The sequence below is a fragment of the Microcoleus vaginatus HSN003 genome (genome assembly GCF_022701255.1).
Taxonomy (GTDB): Bacteria; Cyanobacteriota; Cyanobacteriia; order Cyanobacteriales; family Microcoleaceae; genus Microcoleus; species Microcoleus vaginatus_B.
This window is the reverse complement of the sequence record NZ_CP031705.1, coordinates 5,812,771-5,831,154: the sequence shown is the minus strand read 5'-3', so window position 1 is coordinate 5,831,154 and position 18,384 is coordinate 5,812,771. Positions and strand designations below refer to the sequence as shown.

General features: G+C 46.9%; 15 protein-coding genes. 6 read left to right on the top strand and 9 right to left on the bottom strand.

The features are described 5' to 3' along the window. Positions 1–13: 13 nt before the first annotated feature. Complete coding sequence (locus D0A37_RS25100; RefSeq protein WP_242718565.1) at positions 14–880, bottom strand: carbohydrate ABC transporter permease; 867 nt, start codon at positions 878–880, stop codon at positions 14–16. A gap of 66 nt (positions 881–946) precedes the next feature. On the opposite strand from D0A37_RS25100, the gene rpsF reads away from it, so the two are divergent. The 5 genes from rpsF to argJ all read left to right on the top strand — a co-directional run bounded on the left by rpsF (position 947) and on the right by argJ (position 4,050). Then, a complete protein-coding gene (rpsF, locus tag D0A37_RS25095; protein WP_006631907.1) occupies positions 947–1,282 on the top strand; it encodes a 30S ribosomal protein S6 in 336 nt (111 codons plus the stop codon). 598 nt (positions 1,283–1,880) lie between these two features. Next, complete coding sequence (locus D0A37_RS25090; protein WP_242718563.1) at positions 1,881–2,081, top strand: hypothetical protein; 201 nt, start codon at positions 1,881–1,883, stop codon at positions 2,079–2,081. A 25-nt stretch (positions 2,082–2,106) separates the two neighbouring features. Continuing rightward, positions 2,107–2,301, top strand: a complete 195-nt coding sequence (gifA, locus tag D0A37_RS25085; protein WP_006631905.1) for a glutamine synthetase inactivation factor IF7A — start codon at positions 2,107–2,109, stop codon at positions 2,299–2,301. Between the two features lie 61 nt (positions 2,302–2,362). Then, the gene (gene gifA, locus D0A37_RS25080; RefSeq protein WP_242718561.1) at positions 2,363–2,503 is read left to right on the top strand and encodes a glutamine synthetase inactivation factor IF7A; all 141 of its coding nucleotides are present in this window, start codon (positions 2,363–2,365) and stop codon (positions 2,501–2,503) included. Between the two features lie 305 nt (positions 2,504–2,808). Beyond that, a complete protein-coding gene (argJ, locus tag D0A37_RS25075) occupies positions 2,809–4,050 on the top strand; it encodes a bifunctional ornithine acetyltransferase/N-acetylglutamate synthase (RefSeq protein WP_242725749.1) in 1,242 nt (413 codons plus the stop codon). Between the two features lie 319 nt (positions 4,051–4,369). Here argJ and D0A37_RS25070 read toward each other — a convergent pair whose 3' ends face one another. The 8 genes from D0A37_RS25070 to D0A37_RS25035 form a co-directional block, all read right to left on the bottom strand. Further along, the gene (locus tag D0A37_RS25070) at positions 4,370–5,689 is read right to left on the bottom strand and encodes a toprim domain-containing protein (RefSeq protein ID WP_242718559.1); all 1,320 of its coding nucleotides are present in this window, start codon (positions 5,687–5,689) and stop codon (positions 4,370–4,372) included. A 117-nt stretch (positions 5,690–5,806) separates the two neighbouring features. After that, complete coding sequence (locus tag D0A37_RS25065) at positions 5,807–7,027, bottom strand: diaminopimelate decarboxylase family protein (RefSeq protein ID WP_242718557.1); 1,221 nt, start codon at positions 7,025–7,027, stop codon at positions 5,807–5,809. A 164-nt stretch (positions 7,028–7,191) separates the two neighbouring features. After that, on the bottom strand, positions 7,192–8,958 hold the full coding sequence (locus D0A37_RS25060; RefSeq protein ID WP_242718555.1) for an asparagine synthetase B family protein: 1,767 nt from the start codon (positions 8,956–8,958) through the stop codon (positions 7,192–7,194). 218 nt (positions 8,959–9,176) lie between these two features. Beyond that, positions 9,177–9,800 carry a DUF3859 domain-containing protein gene (locus D0A37_RS25055; RefSeq protein WP_242718553.1) on the bottom strand — a complete coding sequence of 208 codons (624 nt, stop codon included), beginning with the start codon at positions 9,798–9,800 and terminating at the stop codon, positions 9,177–9,179. Between the two features lie 276 nt (positions 9,801–10,076). Further along, positions 10,077–10,793 (bottom strand): HAD-IA family hydrolase, encoded by a 717-nt coding sequence (locus D0A37_RS25050; RefSeq protein WP_242718551.1) that lies wholly within the window; start codon positions 10,791–10,793, stop codon positions 10,077–10,079. A 91-nt stretch (positions 10,794–10,884) separates the two neighbouring features. Continuing rightward, on the bottom strand, positions 10,885–12,801 hold the full coding sequence (locus tag D0A37_RS25045) for a S9 family peptidase (protein WP_242718549.1): 1,917 nt from the start codon (positions 12,799–12,801) through the stop codon (positions 10,885–10,887). A 464-nt stretch (positions 12,802–13,265) separates the two neighbouring features. Beyond that, positions 13,266–14,459: an NAD(P)/FAD-dependent oxidoreductase gene (locus D0A37_RS25040; protein WP_242718547.1), complete on the bottom strand. Its 1,194-nt coding sequence runs from the start codon at positions 14,457–14,459 to the stop codon at positions 13,266–13,268. Positions 14,460–14,625: 166 nt separating this feature from the next. Beyond that, positions 14,626–14,907 carry a hypothetical protein gene (locus D0A37_RS25035; RefSeq protein ID WP_242718545.1) on the bottom strand — a complete coding sequence of 94 codons (282 nt, stop codon included), beginning with the start codon at positions 14,905–14,907 and terminating at the stop codon, positions 14,626–14,628. A 319-nt stretch (positions 14,908–15,226) separates the two neighbouring features. Between D0A37_RS25035 and D0A37_RS25030 the strand changes: the two genes are divergently transcribed. Beyond that, on the top strand, positions 15,227–18,307 hold the full coding sequence (locus tag D0A37_RS25030; protein WP_242718544.1) for a PAS domain S-box protein: 3,081 nt from the start codon (positions 15,227–15,229) through the stop codon (positions 18,305–18,307). The last annotated feature ends 77 nt before the right edge of the window (positions 18,308–18,384 follow it).

Here is an 18,384-nt window from a genome sequence, read left to right as displayed (position 1 = left end):
GTTTATCTTGATTCTATCCCTTGACTCCAGCAGCAGTTTCTGTTGGCACAATGTATTTTTGCAAGAGCAAAAATAGCCCTAAAACTGGAACAATAGAAATAATAGAACCCGCCGCCACCAAACGCCAATCTAAAGAAAATGTCCCGGCTAAATTGGCTACCCCTAAAGGTAAAGTGTAATATTCCGGCCTGTCTAAAACTAGCAGTGGCCACAGAAAGTCGCTCCAAGAACCGATAAATACGAAAATTCCTAGGGTCACTAAAGCTGGCTTAATTGCCGGAATCATGACGTGCCACCAAATGCCTAATTCGCTGCAACCGTCGATGCGGGCGGCTTCTTCTAGTTCTTTGGGAACTGCTAGAAATGCTTGTCGTAATAAAAATATGCCGAAGGCTGAGGCTAGTCCGGGAAAGATTACGCCTAAATAACTATTTTTTAGTCCGAGTTGTACTGTCAATATGTATAGGGGAATCATGACTATTTGGAAGGGAATCATGATTGTGGAAACGATCGTGATTAAGATGGCTTCGCGGCCGCGAAATTTGAGTCGGGCTAAGGGGTAAGCGGCGAGGGCACAAAAGAGGACGTTGATGCTAACTGTCAGGCCGGCAATTAGGGTGCTGTTGAAAAGGTAGCGACCGAAGGGGTTGGTTTGCCAAACTTTGATGAAGTTTTCGAGGGTTGGCTGTTGTGGCCACAGTTGCGGGGGAAATTGAAAGATGTTTTCGTTGGGGGATTTGAGGGAGGTACTGAGCAGCCACAGCAGGGGAAACAGCATTAAAAGTGCGATCGCGCTCATGATGCTGTACGTCCACAGGGTTCTCCACGGCGAGGGAGTGTTATTTGGGGATTTTGGTTTTTTTGTTTTGAGATTGTTCATGGTTGGGATATGATAATAAGTCCTTGCTTCGTGAGAAGCCTTGTTGTCCATAAGGGGATTATTGCCATGAAACCGTTTATTTACGAAACTATGTACATTCTGCGCCCTGATTTGGGTGAGGAAATGACAGACCAGGCGATCGCTAAATATCAAACTATTTTGCGCGATCAGGGTGCTGAAAGCATCGAAACTCAGCACCGTGGCAAGCGCCGTTTGGCTTACGAAATCGGCAAGCACCGGGACGGAGTATACGTTCAAATGAACTATACAGCTCCGGGCGCTGCAATTTTTACCCTGGAGCGCGCGATGCGTCTGAGCGAAGAAGTGATTCGCTATTTGACGATCAAGCAAGATGTGCCAGATGCACCGGAAGCGGAAGCGGAAGCTGAAGTCGCCGAGTAGCATTCGTGTCAACTTAACGTCTTATGTAGTACCAGTCTACTGTTTGACGATTAGGGCCGCTTATTCCCCGGCACGCCTTTCTTAAGGGCTACCCTGTACACACAACTTGAAAAAGTAACGTCAGAGCCTTTCCCTGCCCCTCTAATCCCCCTGAAAAAGAGGCTAGGGGGAGCTCTGGAATTGTGGGTACAGCATAGTTTCTTAAGGGCGGGACTTGATGTTGATTGAAATTATAGGTGAATGGGCGAGTGTTTTTCTAGGGGAGGACGATCGCTCTTTTTTGTGGGTAGGCTGCTGGGACTTAATCTATTTTTATAAACCAAGAAAGCTGGCTTTTTGAGGATGGCGAGGGCGATTCACTTAGCCCAACTTTATTATCTAGTTGACTACAAAAAACTTGACTATGCTTGAGCATAGCTGCTTAATCATTCTAAATCTAATTGTGATTCGCTACTTATTAAATTTACTGTTAACTAAGGCAAATCCGACTTCCTTGAGAGCCAAAATTGTGCATCTATAACTCTCAATCAAACTATAAAGTTATTTTTGGCCTTGGCAATTAGGTAGCCGCTAAAATGTGCTTCTTAGAAGAAAAATATTGTCAAATTTTGCCAACGGCTGCTTGAGGTTGGGGCTGAATCAACTAGCCCAAGCTCGATCGCACTCCCTGCAACCTCGATCGAGATTCTCGCCCCATAGCCCAATTGTAAAGTTTTGTTACAATTTTGATTTGGTAGCTTTAGATACAGAATTGTCTGTTATAGTGATAGAAGAGAAGAAAAAACCAGCCCAAAATTAATCTAAAAAATACCGAGGAACCCCCTATGTCTACCGAAAATCAAGCTCGCTCTCTGATGATGCGCCACCACCAACTGGTGAAGAATCGGCAGCAATCCATGCTCAACCGCACCGCCACCGAAGTCGGGATGGAAGATACCCACTACTGGGGTCACATTCAAGGCAAACCGCAGCCCAGCTTTCAAGCCAGTTACGATCGCAGCAACGCCACTATGAGCTAGGGCAAGCTCAATTTCGACAATTCTCTACGAAGTTATTACCTATAAATTGGAGAAATCAGTTATGTCAACTCAAGAACAAGCCCGCGCCCTGATGATGCGCCATCAACACGTCGTCAAAAACCGTCAGGAATCCATGCTGAGCCGTGTGGCTGCTGAAGTTGGTTTAGATGCTGGCTCTCCAGCGAGTATTGATCGCAAATAACTCCTTTTTTCAACGGCGAGATAGTTGAATCGAGTTTGTTGTTTGCCAGCTAAAAATTAATAATGTTAATTACAAAACCGTCGCGACTTCTTCTTGAGTTCTAACTCTAGATTGGAAGCCGCGATTAGTTTTATGGGAATGGGGAATGGGGAATGGGAAATTGCGCCCAAAAGAATGGGGAATCTAAAATCTAAAATCTAAAATCGTTCGACTGAGCGCTCACGCCGAAATCTAAAATCTAAAATCTAAAATCTAAAATGGTATAATCCCCTTTCAGCAGATTGAAGGCTACTAGGGAGGTCATGATGTCGGACTGGAAAGAAATTGACGGCGGAGTTACAGCACCCAGAGGGTATCGAGCATCGGGAATTACAGCGGGTTTGAAGCCTTCAGGCTTGCCGGATTTAAGTTTAATTTTGTCAGAGGTAGACGCGATCGCCGCCGGAGTCTTCACCACATCGACTGTCCGGGCCGCTTGCGTGGACTACTGCCGCCAGCTTTTGCAAGCTAAACCCAGCGCGAAAGCAATTTTGTGCAATGCGGGACAAGCTAATGCTGCTACTGGCGAACAAGGTATGGCAGATGCCCTCGAAAGTGCCAATTTGTTGGGAAAAGCGCTGAATATTCCTCCAGAATCAATTCTTTTGGCCTCCACTGGCGTCATCGGACAGCGGATTAAAATGGAGCCGCTGAGGGCGGGAATTCCGCGATTAGTTGCTGAGGCATCGGAAACTGGTTCGGATGCGGCGGCTAAGGCTATTTGTACGACTGATTTAGTGCCGAAAACGATCGCCCTGGAAACCATGTTTGGCGATCGGCCTGTCCGCATCGGCGGCATCTGCAAAGGTTCGGGAATGATTCACCCGAATATGGCAACAATGCTGGCATTTGTAACTTGCGATGCAGCAGTGTCATCGCATTTGTGGCAAGAAATGCTGAGTCGGGCGGCTAACAGAAGTTTCAATCAAATTACTGTAGACGGCGATACCAGTACCAACGATTCGCTAATTGCTTTGGCGAATGGTCAATCCCGCACACCAGCAATTACGGAAATGGGCGCAGATGCTGAAAAATTAGAGGCGATGCTGACAGAAGTTTGCGTACATTTAGCAAAGGCGATCGCCCGTGACGGCGAAGGTGCAACTTGTTTGGTGGAAGTGCAAGTTAGTGGCGCGCTGGATGAAGTTTCTGCGAGTAAAATTGCCAAAACTATTGTCGGTTCTTCTTTGGTGAAAGCTGCTATTTTCGGACGCGATCCGAATTGGGGCAGAATTGCGGCGGCGGCTGGGCGCGCTGGTGTACCTTTCGACCAAGAGAATTTGCGGATTCAATTGGGGGATTTTTTGATGATGGAAAACGGACAACCTAAAGAGTTCGATCGCGCTGCTGCAAGTAATTATATGAAAGCGGCTGCGGAGGGGGAATATTTGAAGGCTGATACGGTTTTAATTCAGGTTAGTGTGGGGAGTGGCAGCGGTTTTGCGAAAGCTTGGGGATGCGATTTAAGTTACGACTACGTGAAGATTAATGCGGAGTATACGACTTAAATAAGTCCAGGCGGTTAGAAGTCCGGGCCCTTAGAAACCGCGGCTACACAAACAAAACCAGAGGACGGCGGGTTAAAGGCAAATTTCACACAATTTAAACTTAATTTCCCCCCGTGGGGGGAAATTAAAAAATCTGAAACCTTTACTCACCGAGTTAATCTCAGCTTGTTTGCTCCTCATTTTAAAATCGCTGAAGCCCTTACAAAGATAAGCTTTTTATGATTTTAACAAAAGAGCGCTAAAAATCTTATTCAGACTAAGTTTCAAGACTTTTTAAGCTTATTATTAATAAGTCTAATATAAAGTTTGAAAACACGCCCTAACCAAAACTATCGGAGACAAACACATAGCCACCACCATACCCGACAGCATTATCCACTAATATTAAGCCGTCATTGGTCTGCGGATCGCCACTCTGAGCAAGTCCATAATTCACCACGCGCAACAACCGCTGCGGCGTAAACGATTCCAATTCCACAAAACTGCCTGCATCCAGCCAGGCTAGTTCTTCGGCTGTTAAACTTTGCCTTACAGCCTCGGGTAATTGACGGGCGATTTGTGCCATTGTTTGAGATTGTTGCACAAACATATCACGGGTTACTAAGATTTGACGGGGAGAAATTCCCAAATCAAAAATCGTCACCGCTTGATTCGCAAACCAGTTTGGATCAGTTCGCAGTTGATTTACCAAGCGAACTCCAGCAGGGCTCGCATTGTGCAGCGCATAAACTTTCAAATCGGCATTACGGCGCAGCATTTCAATCACGGTGTTGAAGATGCTTTGGGGATAGCCACTAATACTAAGAATGGCGCAGTTGTTTTCAAAATGGACGTTGTTGGCAATTAGGAATTGAGCTATTTCGTCACTGTCGCAGATAATTGCGCGATCGAAGCTGTAGGCGCTAACTTCGGGATCGATGGTGGCGGATAAAGCTTCTTGACGAGCAGCAGGCAGCAGTTTTTCTAATGTACCGTTGACTGTTTGCCAGTCTCGCAGCCATTTATCGCTCTGCGCTGCATTGACAATAAATACTTCACTAATTTCGTGTAGGCGATTTTTTTGTGATATGCCGAGCCAGTAGGAAAATAGCCCTAGTGTAATCGCTACGATGTATCCTGAAAAATAATCAAATATCAGGCTTCCTGAAATGCCCAGCACTAAAATAATTACCCCTAAAATCTGGAGGAGTTTAGCATTATTTCTTCTGCCGCGAATACCTTGAGCAGGAGATTTGCTGTCGTAGAAAACTCGCCATATCCAAATCAAATTGTAGAGAGCGAAGGGAATAACCACTGCGAATTGTGACGGAAAAATAGCAGTAGCCCAAGTAAGGGCGAAGATGCCCACAACTCCGCTATAAAAGAAGTATAAAACAATCCAAGTGGTTGGTGGGACGCGAGATTTAAGCTTTTGGTCAATAAAATACAAAAACTGTTTGTGCGTAAAAAACAACATATTTTGGCTGGAAATATTTTCGATCGCCTTTTTGAAAAAGGGATCGGTGAATGCCAACTTTTTATCAGTGACGGTAGTGGGTTCAAAGACAAACGGATGGTTGCACCGTTTACAGCGTCCTGAGTTCCTGGTACGATCGCTCAAAATGTTGTCGGTTTGACACTGGACGCATTTCATCCCCATTTCGCTTACTCCTGATTAATTTAATGGATTTATATCGTTTACGGTTTTTTCGGAATGATTTAACCGCAGAGGCCGCAGAGATCGCAGAGGAAGAGAAGAGAGATGCGTAAATCCTGTTTAAAAGATTTGCCCGTTTAACAAGATAGAATAGTCTTCTCGCTGTCGAATTAATCGATCGCCCTTAGCATCAATCAACACCTCAGCAGGGCGGGGGCGGTGCAGAAAATGCGACGACATCGCATAGCCGTAAGCCCCGCTATCCAAAATCAGGATCGCATCTCCAATTTTGAGTTTCGGTAGCCAACAGTTGCGCCCCAAATAATCCCGCGAATAAGTCGTGTTGCCGCAAATATCCGTTTCATGTCGCGATACATCGTCGGTTTCCCAAGTTGCGATCGCCCGATAGCCCCCGTGTACCGCAGGTACCGATAGATTTGATACAGTCGTATCCACCCCGACAATTTGCCGATTGCCCAACCACTTCACCGACACAACTTTCGCAAGCAAAACGCCACAACCTGCGATCGCCGATCGTCCCGGTTCAATCACCAACTCGATCGGGCGAGATAGCGCACTCAATCGTTCAGTAATCGCCGCACCAAACTCCCGCCAGTCAAACACTGCACCGCCTCGATAGGGATAGCCAAAACCACCGCCAAAATCGAGAGTTCGCCAATCTGGTAACTGTTGGGCGATCGCAATTAGCCGATCGATCGCCTGCGTAAAAGCACTCGTGGCGTTCGTACCTGTCCCCCGATAAAAATGCAATCCGGTAATCCTCAACCCCTGCTGCTGCGCGATTTCGTTGGCTTTCTCGAATTCGGCGGGACGCACTCCAATCCGACTGTCTCCCGTCAATTCCGGTGAGTTGAGGCGCAGTCCGATTTCGGCACGGATCGATCGCGGTTGACTGCGCGAATATTCGCAAAAATCCTGGAGTTGCGACAGACTATCGAAATTGAATCGATCGATCTTCCATTCAATCAATTGCTGAATATCCGCCCTGTTGAGGTTACTGCCGGTGTAGACAATGCGATCGCTCGTAAAACCCGCTTTCAGTCCTAAAAAAACATCCCCCGGTGTATTCGCGTGTAGCCCCCAACCAGCCTGCTGAATCAATTGCAACAGAGCAATATTGCCGTTAGTGACGGTGGCAAAATGAAACTGAACGTGGGGATAGTCGATCGATCGCGTAATATGCTCAAGGGTCTGATTGAGTATCTCGGCCTGATACACATATAAGGGCGAACCATAAGTTGACAAAAGTCGCTTGGCTAATGCTTCCGAGAACGGTGGCGAATGTGTTTTGGTTTCATTCTGTAGCAAAGATTCGGTCATATAGAAGAAGGAAGATGGAAGAAGGAAGATGGAAGATGGAAGAAGGAAGATGGAAGATGGAAGATGGAAGATGGAAGATAAAAAATGGAAGATGAAAGATTGTAAAATCGAGTGAATAGTAGTCAACAGTCAACAGTCAACAATCAACAATCAACAGTCAACAGTCAACAATCAACAGTCAACCTCCTTCGATATTTCCAAATGCGTTGTCCGATCGCCGGTGGCAACCAAAACACATGATCCAGCGATCGCTTAACCGGAATTTCGCATAAAACCTCGGTTCGCCATGCCTGCCACATCAGCAGCAGCCAGAGATTATTGCCAATATAGCGATCGCGCATAGCAACTCCGAGTTGTCCCGATAACATTGAGTCTGGCAAATAAGGTTGCCAGCAATTTTGCGATCGCAACAGATTCGGATTCAGCCGATCGCCGATCGCAGCCCAAAACTCCCGGTAATACCAAACCTTCAACGGCACACCCATCCCGCGCTTTTCCCGCCAGACAATTTCCGGCGGCAGCCAGCGTTCGGACGCTTTTTTGAGGATGTATTTTTCGCACGCACCTTGCAGTAGCAGCTCTCCTGGCAGTTGAAACGTCCATGCTGTGAGGTCGGGGTCGCAAAAGGGCGATCGCACCCACAAACCGCAAGCAAACCCCAACGCCGTTGCCCTCGGCTGAATATTTTGGGCACCTTTGAGCATCAGCGAAGCCCGCCGCAGCCTCGCTAGCAGGGAAGGACAGGTTTCGGGATCGATCGCGTCTTGCAGGTAAACGCTCAAATCGTGAGACTGGATGCGATCGAGCATTTCTGGCGAAAAAATCTGTTTTTCATAACCATAAAAGCGCTGAAATGTCCGCAAATACTGCTGTTCAAAAGTTTCTCTTCCGGCGGGATGTTCTGCACTGTAAACTCCGTGTGCAATCAAAGGCTTGTTTGTCCATCCAGCAAATAGCTGATCGCCATTCTCGCCATTGAATACAACTCGCACCTCTTGCGCCGCCGCCTTTTTGAGCAAAAACAGCGCGGCTGTTGTGCCATCTCCATAGGGTAAATCGAGGGCTTTGGCGGTTGGCCCGATCGCCCGCAACACTGCATCGCCCGTCGCCGCCACTCGGATCAGCGGAATCCCGAAAAAGTCCGCCACCTGTTGCGCGTAGGGCAGTTCGGAATAGGCTTCGACACCAAAATCGAGGGCATAGGCGCGCACTTGCAAGCCTGCTTTCACTAGCAGCGCCGTCACTAGGGAAGAATCGATGCCACCGGAGAGTAAAACGCCCACGGGTTCGTCGATCGGCAAATCGGCCACTTGTCGATCGATCGCCTGTTGCAACAGCCCTTGCAATTGTGCGATCGCCTCATCCTCACGGCGCAGTAATTGGGGTGCTTCTTGCCAAGCCGATTGCAGCGATTCCCTAGAGGATAGCTTCGCCGCGCCTACTTTCGGCAGATCGTTAACATTTGAAAGTTGCCACATCATCTCGCTTCCGGCTGCTACGGATGCAATTTGCTCGATCGGCGTTAACGGCGTGGGCACGTAGGAAAAGCAAGCATAGCTGTGGAGGGCGATCGGGCTAATTTGAGGGGAAGCAATCAGCGGTAGCAGCAATTGCATTTGCGTCGAAAACCAAATCGTTTCTCCCAACTGCATCCAGTACAACGGCACTCGCCCAAACGGATCGCGCCCCAGCCGTAGCTGTTTCGCTTCTACCGCCACCCAAGCATCTCCCGGTAAATCGGTTGGCTGAAATCGCCCGCAAGCATTCAGCGTCACTGTGTCAGCCGTGAGTACAGATGCAGAGGCGATCGCCCACTCGGATAATTTGCCCTGCCGAATGCAGTAGTCTGGGGCTAAACGGCTGAGCGTTTTTGTGCGATCGTCGAGTCCCCAGTAGCCGATAAAATGTGAAGGTTTGTCGATCGCACCCATTAGATGTCTCCAATAATCATTGTGGAACAGGCATCTTGCCTGTTCAAAACAGGCTTTTTTGGATAAGTCTATTTAGATATCTTCAATAATCATTGTGGAACAGGCATCTTGCCTGTTCAAAACAAGCTGTTTTAGATAAGTCTATTTAGAGAGCTCCAATAATCATTGTGGAACAGGCATCTTGCCTGTTCAAAACAGGCTTTTTTGGATAAGTCTATTTATTTCACCATGAAAGGTTCAGTGCTGATGACGCGCCCATCCAGGGACATCCGAACTTCCCATTTGCCTGGGGCGGCAGCAGAGCCGAGATCGTAAAAGCAGTGCGTATTCCAAACCGCAGTATCGATCGTGCGAGTTTGATACCTGCCCTGATGCACAGTTTGACCGCTAGAATTAATCCAGTCGCATTGTAAAGACAACTCACGACCGATCGGAGCATTTTGCAACGTCACCTGGTAGTAGATACGGGGATTGATTTGACGATTGACTTGAGTAAGGCTGTCACCGCCCTTTTGAGATAGGGCAATTCGGTCTTCTCCGGCGACAATTTGAGCAGTTTTTTGTTGCTGATTTTGCCCGAACAGCACGCCTATACCGATCCCAGAAATGACAACGCCTGTCGAGGCGATCGCGATCCAGCGATTCCGTCGCTGCTGTTGTTCTAGCGCTTCGCGGCGGCGCATTTGGGCGATCGCATCTTCTAAAAGCTCATCAGGAAGATTCAACTCTCGTAAAATTTCTCTTACCTGATCGGGCTCCAATTCTAACTCGCGCTGCTGCGATAACTTGTCGATTTCAGCGACTACCTGTGCTAACTGAGTTTGAGTGAGCCGAGTTTCCATAAAGTTCTTTCCAGTAAAAATTAGATATATAAATCACCCCTCTCTTCTCTTCCTCTGCGCCCTCTGCGCTCTCTGTGGTTAAATTATCCATATTATTCAATAAATAGCTCTCAAAGTCAATTCATAAAAATCCTAACCTTGACCTCATAAAAATCATATTTATAGGACTTAGTATAGATACCCAAAAAACGTTTTTTCTTTTCCAAAAATACTTCGTTGCAACCCGCAGATTAGGTAAAATAGCCGATTTCTTTGTGGGAGTGAGTAAATCCTGACTTATATAAAATCCAGACTGGCCACTTCCTCAACTTTTTGAGACTCGATTAAAGGCAATTTGCCTAAATCTAGTTTTTCCTGTTGGCGATTCAACCAAATTGCGTTTAATCCCGCATTTTTAGCACCGCAATAATCTGCTTTGAAGCTGTCGCCGATATGTAACACATTCTCGGCAATGCAGTTGTGCTTTTGCAAAGCTGCGGTGAAAATTTGAGAATCGGGCTTGGCTGCACCAACTTCGGTGGAAATTGTCACTGATGTGAAATATTCGGCTAAATTTAGTGCTTTTAATACTGCATAAAGTCGGGAATCGAAATTCGATACTACTGCTAATTCAATTCCTTGTTGCTGCCACTTATTTAAGGCTGGCAATACGTCGGGATAGACGAACCAAGGTTCGGCGGTGGCAAAATGAGCGTAGAGTTCGGCAAAGAATTTGGGAAAGTCTGAGAATTGGTGAAAAACCCCTGCTATTTGAAAAGCTTTCGCAGCAACTGCTTGCCACCATTCAAATTCTAGTTGGGGAATCTTTGCTAATTCTGTTCCGGGAAATGCCATCGGACTTGCGGAGGCGAAACTTTGGAAAAAAGCTGTATTTAAGTCTTCGTTAGAAACAGTTACTCCCCAACTGCGGGCGAATTTTCCGTATACCTCGCCGACGCTACCGCGAACGTCAAATAGTGTACCGGCGGCGTCTAAAAAAATTACTTTGGTCATTTGTTATTTGTTATTTGTTTGTAGTAAGAACTTTAGTCTTGATTGCCTAGAATTTTAGGTTTGAGGACTTCAGTCCTCACTACAAACTTTTTTAGTTGTGAGTTGTTTGCGGATTCACCACGCCAGAATGATTGGCAATGTTGCCCGCAGGTTCAAATCTGCCTCCTAAATATTTGGCTAGGAATTCTTCGGCGATCGCATAAAAGTGCAGGCGATTTTCCGGCCGCGCAAATCCGTGTCCTTCGTCTGTATAAAGCACGTATTCTACAGGTTTGCCGGCTTGCTTCATGGCATTGACAATTTGCTCGCTTTCTGCTTCTTTCACTCGCGGGTCGTTGGCACCTTGGGCGATTAGCAAAGGTTTCTGAATGCGATCGACAAAAAATAAAGGCGAGATCGATTTCAGAAACTCTGGTTCTGTTTCCAGATTTCCGACGCGGTGATACATACTTGCTTTGAGCGGTTCCCAGTAAGGCGGAATACTTTGCAGCAGTGTAATCAAATTGCTTGGCCCGACAATATCGACGGCGCAGGCAAAAACATCGGGACTAAAAGTCAATCCCGCTAAAGCAGCATAACCACCGTAAGAACCGCCCATAATCGCAATTTTATCTGCTTGGGAAATTCCTGTTTCTACAAGCCAATTCACCCCATCTAGCAAGTCGTCGTGCATCTTAGCTGCCCATTCGCGATTGCCGGCATTGAGAAAGGCTTTGCCGTAGCCGGTGGAACCGCGAAAATTGATTTGCAAAACGGCGTAACCTCGGTTTGCCAGCCATTGGGCTTGTGGATTGTAACCCCAGGTATCGCGTGCCCAGGGGCCACCGTGAACAAGCAAGACTGTCGGTACGGGTGTTGAGACACCAACCGGTTTTGTCAGGTAGCCGTGAATGGTTAAACCATCTCTTGCGGTGTAAGAAATGGGTTCCATTGATGATAGTGGTAGCCCTTCGAGTTTGGGTTGGTTGCTGAACAGAAAGGTGAAGGTTTTGGAGGCGCGATCGTACGCATAGTAGTAAACTGGGCCGTCGTCTGTCATGTAAGCGACTAGCCAAGTGGTATCGGCGAGGTTGCGGCTGGTGATGGAGAATTCGCCGGGGCGGAATTTGCCGAGATCCTCAAAATCCTCTGCTATGCTTTGGTCTAAAATCTGCCACTCTTGCTTGTCCTTGTAGAAGGAAACCGCCTGAATCTCTCGCTTGGTGGGGTGTACGACAATGCCGCCGACATCGTATTCTGGGTCAGAGGCGAGATCAGTTTCTTGTTTGGTTTCTAAGTCTAATGCGATCAAACGTTCGGCGTTAGCATCATGATTGCCCATCATGTAAAGAATTTTGCCGTTTTCTGAGAACATGACGGCACCACCTTCCTCATCAGGCCCCCACCTTCGCAGGCTTTCCCAAGACTTGTCGGCGGTTTCTCGAAACACCAATTCTGAGCCGCCATCGGCAGTTGTGGCTGTGGCCGCCCGCACTTGGAATTGGGCGTCAGCAGTCCAACCGACTATGTTACCTGGGTTTTCGGTGTCAAATTCAACGGCACCATTTTTGAGGTTGATGCGGTAAACGTCGTGTTTGCTACGATCGCGGATGTTCATTCCCACTAATATTTCATTGGGGAAGTTGCGGTCAAAGGCGATCGGCTGAGCTTGAACGCCTTGAAATGGTGTCAAGTCGCGAACCAGATTTGACTGGATATTGACTGAGAATAAATGCCAGTTTTCGTCACCCTCGGCATCTTGGAGGTAAATTAACTCTTCGCCGCTGTAAGTCCAGAAAAAGATGCGGATGCCCCGTTTTTTATCTGCTGTCAGTTGGCGATCGTCTGCTTGACCGACGGTACGCAATTGCACTTGCAAAACGTTGTTTTCATCGGGTGCAATGTAGGCGAGATACTTGCCGTCGGGTGAAAGTCTGGGGCTAGTTTTTTCGGGATTTCCGAACAGAATTTCCCGCTGAATTAGGGGCGGAAGTTCGGTTTTTGGCTGTTGAACTGTTAGATTTTGCATTATTTGTTTTGGCTAAGATTCTCTAGCTGACGCACTCGCCCGCCAGTCCGCTAGGGAATGAATTCCCTGTCTAAGCTGTCGCGCATTTAAATTGTGTATTCAGGGCGGGCGAGACGCCCACCCCACAAGACTTTGCTTTTTTTTGACAGACAATTTAAAGGCAGAACAGCTTAATAGCTAAAGTCCTCTAAAAGAGGACTGAATAATTCATTAGACATCTCCCAAAATTAGGTTTTTGTCCAAATACGGCAAGGCTTCCAAAATTTTCTTAGGAGATGTCTATTAGTCCTCTTTTAGAGGACTTCAGCTTTGAGGCAGGGGTTGAAACCCCTGCCGGACTGACGGACTGAGGGAAAGAGCCTTAAATTGACACGCCTTGGGCTCTTGGAGTACCCCTACGGGTATCGAGTGGGGGTGTACTTCATAAATGTGGAATCTACTGTATCTATTTGAAGAAGCATGAATTAGCTTTTAAGCAACTCTTGAATCGGCTTGCTAATCCAATTGAAACCAACTTTTAGCTGATGATCAAATGTTGGCATCCGATAGAGATAAGCTAAGCGGCGAGCAATGTGGGCTAGTTGTCCGTCGAGTTTAATTCCTAAACCAGCGAGGGTGGCGTTGTCAATTCCTAATGTCATCATTTCTCCTAGCGGCTGATAGCGGAAAGGAAGTAAAGGACGGCCGGTGAGGGATGCCCAAATGTTCCAGGCGGTGTAGTCAGCTTGCTGGAAGGCTGTTTGGGCTGTTGCGGGGGCTTTTTGACCAGTTGCATCGTAACATTCAGCTAAGTCTCCCAAGGCAAATATGTCTGGATGGTCGATAATTTGCAATGTCGGAGATGTAATTAATTGACCGCGCTGGTTTTGTTTGAGAGGTAGCGATCGCACTGCTTGACTAACTTGAGTTCCTACTGTCCACAGCACTATGTCTACGGGGAGAACATCTAATTGTCCTTTGTAAAGTAAGGATATGGTGTCCGATCCGATCGCCTCTACTTCTGTTTCTAAGTCGATCCACACTTTCCGTTTTTCTAAAGCTTGGGTGGCGGCTTCGCGGTTAAACTCCGGCGATGTCCGCAGAATCATGTCGCCTTGCTCTACTAACCGCACGCGACCTTTGTCTCCGAGTCGATCGGCTAATTTACAAGCTAATTCTACTCCTGAATAACCGGCGCCGACGATCGCCACCCGAATTTTGTCGTTGTTGCTGGCTTCTAAAAACCGCAGTCTTTCTTCTAAGCGGTAGGCGTCGTCGAGAGTGCGAAACGAGTAAGCATATTCAACCGCACCCTTGACCATATCTAGGGGCGTTTCGCCACCTAAAGCTAAAACAAGGCGATCGCACGGAATTTCTGGCCCGTCGTGCAACTGCACTCGCTTTTGCTCGACATCGATGCCGGAGACAGTGCCTTGACAAAAGCGCACGCCTGTATTTTCCAATAGTTCGGCAAATGGTGGAGCAATTTCCCAGGTTTGGAGTTCGCCGGTCAGGAGTTCGTACAGCAGGGGAACGAACAAAAATCGATCGCGGCGGTCAACGAGAACTATTTCGGGTTTTTCGGTTTTGGAGAAGGGTAACTGACTCAAGCGCAGGGCTGTGTAGAGTCCGCCGAAGCCTCCGCCGAGAATGCAAATCCGGGGTTGTTGTTGAGTCATGGTGTTTTGTTTGAGGGGCGATCGGTAGCAAGGCAACTTATCTTATTCTAACGAGAGTGAGGGAGTGGGGAAGGGGGAGAGTGGGGGAGTAGGAGACTGGAAGACTGGGAGACTGGGAAAATGGGAAAATCTTCCCTCTTATCCCTCGAACCTCAACATCGATCTGTTAAATCCGAGCACCATTCTCAATAAGCTTTTTATGAGCGGGTTCTCCTGCCCAACCCCTACTCCCCACCAGAAAATGCACTTGTTGTGGAACAGGCATCTTGCCTGTTCTTGACAATGGTGCTCCCCACAAGAAAATGCACTTGTTGTGGAACAGGCATCTTGCCTGTTCTTGACAATGGTGCTCCCCACAAGAAAATGCACTTGTTGTGGAACAGGCATCTTGCCTGTTCTTGACAATGGTACTCCCCACAAGAAAATGCACTTGTTGTGGAACAGACATCTTGCCTGTTCTTGACAATGGTGCTCCCCACAAGAAAATGCACTTGTTGTGGAACAGGCATCTTGCCTGTTCTTGACAATGGTGCTCTGGGCGTGAGTTAAATCCATTAAATCCGCTAGACAATGCGTTTCCGAACTGTTTTCTATATCTCTAGCCTTGATTAGCTCTACCTATTAGCCAACCTCAAATTTTCTGAAGGTTCGCAGAACTGATTTTGTACTATATTAGTTTATAACGAATTGTTACGCAAATTAAATTCACTTTTTATAGGGTCATCTACTCTAACACTTGCCCCCGCACTCACAAGTGAAAAAAAACCATGCAAATTTCTTCCAATTCTTCTAAATTTAAGAACGGCGATCAGAATAACGAAGAAGGCCAATCGTTGTTAAAAAGCGAAGAACGATATAAAAATTTAGTAGCTAATATTCCCGGTGCTGTCTACCGCTGTAGCTGCGACTTTACGGGCGACGGTGGATTAACACGGACAATGGCGTTTTTGAGCGAGGCTGTTCAAGAAATATCAGGCTATCCATCTTCTGATTTTATCAACGATCGCGTCCGTTCTTTTGCCAGCATTATCCATCCTCAAGACCGCAAAAATGTGGATGCTACTGTCAAAAAAAGTGTAGCAACCAGAACTCCGTACATCCTTGAATACCGGATTGTCCGGGCTGACGGCGAAATTAGCTGGGTTTACGAAAAAGGCAAAGCTGTTTGCTGCGAGGCGGAAGAGGCTAGAGGAAAACAAGAGGGACAAGGGGAAATTGAGGGCTTTTTGTCGGCTGTGGTTTCGCCGATTCCGCCGGTATCGCCGATCGCAACTTCTCTGTGTCGGGTTGTTTATCTCGACGGAGTAATTTTGGATATTACTGAACGAAAGCGAGCTGAGGAAAACCTGCGAAACACTCAAGATTTTCTGAATGCGGTACTGCAAAATCTGCCGATTAGCGTCTTCATTAAAGATGCTGTAGAGCAAAAATTTATTTATTGGAATACTGCTAGCGAAGAATTGTTTGGCTATTCCAGGGATGAAGTGATCTTAAATCATGCTGCTGACTTGTTGAAGCCCGAGGAGGCAAATTACTTGCAAGCACAAGATTTAGAAGTGCTAGCAACGAGAAAAGGCGTCGATTTGCCTGAAGAAACTATCCAACTTCCCCACCGGGGAAAGCGGATTTTGCACACGAAAAAAGTTCCTTTGTTTGACGATTCGGGCGCGCCTAAGTACATTCTGGGTATTGCTGAAGATATTACGGAAAGCAAAAAAAATGAAACCGAGTTGTCGCGGTTGGCTATTGTGGCTCAAAAAACCCAAAATGGTGTGATTATTACTGATGCTCAAGGCTGCATTGAATGGGTGAATGAAGGATTTACTCGGATTAGTGGTTATGTGCTGGCAGAAATGCAGGGAAAAAAACCGGGTGATGTCCTGCAAGGCCCTGAAACAGACCCGCTAACTATTGCTCAACTGCGATCGGCTTTAGCTGCGGGCGTGCCGTTTAATCAGGAAATCTACAATTACAAAAAGAATGGAAAGGGTTATTGGGTGGCGCTTTCGATTGCCCCCATTTATCAGGAAAATGGTGAACTCGAAGGTTTTATTGCGGTGCAAACTGATATTACCGATCGCAAGCAAGCAGAGGAAACACTCAGGGAGAGGGAGAATTATTACCGCTGCATTGTCGAGACAGCTTCGGAGGGCGTTTGGATGTTTGACAGCGAAAGTATCACGACTTTTGCTAACTCTCGGATGGGCGAAATGCTGGGGTATACTGTAGAGGAAATGCTGGGGCGATCGCTATTTGAGTTTATAGACGGCGACTCTAGGAAAATAGCAGAAACTTACGTCAAGCGCAGGCGGCAAGGCATTCGCGAACGCCACGATTTTAAGTTTACTCGCAAAGACGGATCTCACTTGTGGGCGATCGTGTCGGCGACGCCGATGTTCGACGCTGAGGGCGAATTTTCAGGGGTGTTACGGATGATTACCGATATTAGCGATCGCAAACAAGCAGAAGCAGAATTACGCCAAACTCTCAAAGAGTTGGAATTTGAAAAATTTGCTTTGGATCAATCGGCAATTGTCTCGAATACCGACGAATTCGGAGCCATTACCTATGTCAACGATCAATTTTGCGAACAATTTAAATATTCCCGAGAAGAACTGATTGGCAAAACCCACCGACTTGTTAATTCTGGTTATCACCCCGCCGATTTTTTCAGAGAGCTTTGGTCAACCATCCGCCAGGGAAAGGTTTGGCGGGGAGAAATGAAAAATCAAGCTAAAGACGGCACATTATTCTGGTTGGATACTACCATTGTACCTTTCTTAAATGCCAACGGAGAACCTCATCAATATGTAGCAATTCGCAAAGATATTACCGATCGCAAACACGCAGAAGAAGCGGTGCGACTTTCCGAAAGTCAATTGAGGGCTAAAAATCAAGAATTGGCAAAAGCCCTGCGGGACGTGCATAAAACTCAAAGCATGATGGTTCAAAATGAAAAAATGGTAAGTTTGGGACAATTAGTCGCTGGCGTTGCTCACGAAATCAACAATCCAGTTAGCTTTATTTACGGCAACGTCATGCACGCTGACGATTACTTTAAAGACTTGCTAAAAATGCTCCAACTTTACCAGCAGGAATACCCGCACCCAACACCGGCAATTAAACAAGAAATAGATGATGTCGATTTGAATTTTCTGCTCACAGATTTGCCCATGCTGTTAAGTTCGATGAAAATGGGAGCAGAGCGAATTCGCCAAATTGTGCTGTCACTAAAGAATTTTTCGCGATTAGATGAAGCCGAACAAAAGCAGGTGGATATTCACGAAGGGATTGAAAGCACTTTATTGATTTTGCAGCACAGGTTGAAAGAAACGGCAGGGCGTCCTAAAATTGTGCTGCTCAAAGAGTTCGGCAATTTGCCCCGCGTACAGTGTTATGCAGGACAGTTGAATCAGGTTTTTATGAATATTATTGGCAATGCAATTGATGCTTTGGAAGAGGCAATGGAAACCAAAAAGTGGGCCGAGGGGGAACTGGCACCTATTCCTTATTGTCCTTCGGCGACGCTGCGGATTTGTACGGATGTAAAATATGAACAGGATGCTTTGATGCAAGCAGATTCTGCTGTTTCTGATGCTTCGGTTCGGCATCCTTCTCATATTGTGATTCGGATTGCTGACAACGGGCCGGGGATTCCGATAGATGTTCAGGAAAGGTTGTTCGATCCGTTTTTCACTACGAAAGAACCGGGTAAAGGTACTGGTTTGGGGCTGTCGATCAGCTATCAAATTGTAGTGGAAAAGCACGGCGGCCAGCTTAAATGCCATTCCGCACCCGGTCAAGGTACGGAATTTGCGATCGAGATTCCTGTGGGGAATAGTCAGTAGTCAGTAGTCCGTAGTCCGTAGTTATTTACTACCAATTACCTATTCCCGATGCCCAATGCCCAATGCCCAATGCCCAA

Coding starts and splice junctions, on each gene's coding strand:
- D0A37_RS25100 (WP_242718565.1), bottom strand. CDS start 880: ATGAACAATCTCAAAACAAAAAAACCAAAATCCCCAAATAACACTCCC.
- rpsF (WP_006631907.1), top strand. CDS start 947: ATGAAACCGTTTATTTACGAAACTATGTACATTCTGCGCCCTGATTTG.
- gifA (WP_006631905.1), top strand. CDS start 2,107: ATGTCTACCGAAAATCAAGCTCGCTCTCTGATGATGCGCCACCACCAA.
- gifA (WP_242718561.1), top strand. CDS start 2,363: ATGTCAACTCAAGAACAAGCCCGCGCCCTGATGATGCGCCATCAACAC.
- argJ (WP_242725749.1), top strand. CDS start 2,809: ATGTCGGACTGGAAAGAAATTGACGGCGGAGTTACAGCACCCAGAGGG.
- D0A37_RS25070 (WP_242718559.1), bottom strand. CDS start 5,689: ATGGGGATGAAATGCGTCCAGTGTCAAACCGACAACATTTTGAGCGAT.
- D0A37_RS25065 (WP_242718557.1), bottom strand. CDS start 7,027: ATGACCGAATCTTTGCTACAGAATGAAACCAAAACACATTCGCCACCG.
- D0A37_RS25060 (WP_242718555.1), bottom strand. CDS start 8,958: ATGGGTGCGATCGACAAACCTTCACATTTTATCGGCTACTGGGGACTC.
- D0A37_RS25055 (WP_242718553.1), bottom strand. CDS start 9,800: ATGGAAACTCGGCTCACTCAAACTCAGTTAGCACAGGTAGTCGCTGAA.
- D0A37_RS25050 (WP_242718551.1), bottom strand. CDS start 10,793: ATGACCAAAGTAATTTTTTTAGACGCCGCCGGTACACTATTTGACGTT.
- D0A37_RS25045 (WP_242718549.1), bottom strand. CDS start 12,801: ATGCAAAATCTAACAGTTCAACAGCCAAAAACCGAACTTCCGCCCCTA.
- D0A37_RS25040 (WP_242718547.1), bottom strand. CDS start 14,459: ATGACTCAACAACAACCCCGGATTTGCATTCTCGGCGGAGGCTTCGGC.
- D0A37_RS25035 (WP_242718545.1), bottom strand. CDS start 14,907: ATGTCTGTTCCACAACAAGTGCATTTTCTTGTGGGGAGTACCATTGTC.
- D0A37_RS25030 (WP_242718544.1), top strand. CDS start 15,227: ATGCAAATTTCTTCCAATTCTTCTAAATTTAAGAACGGCGATCAGAAT.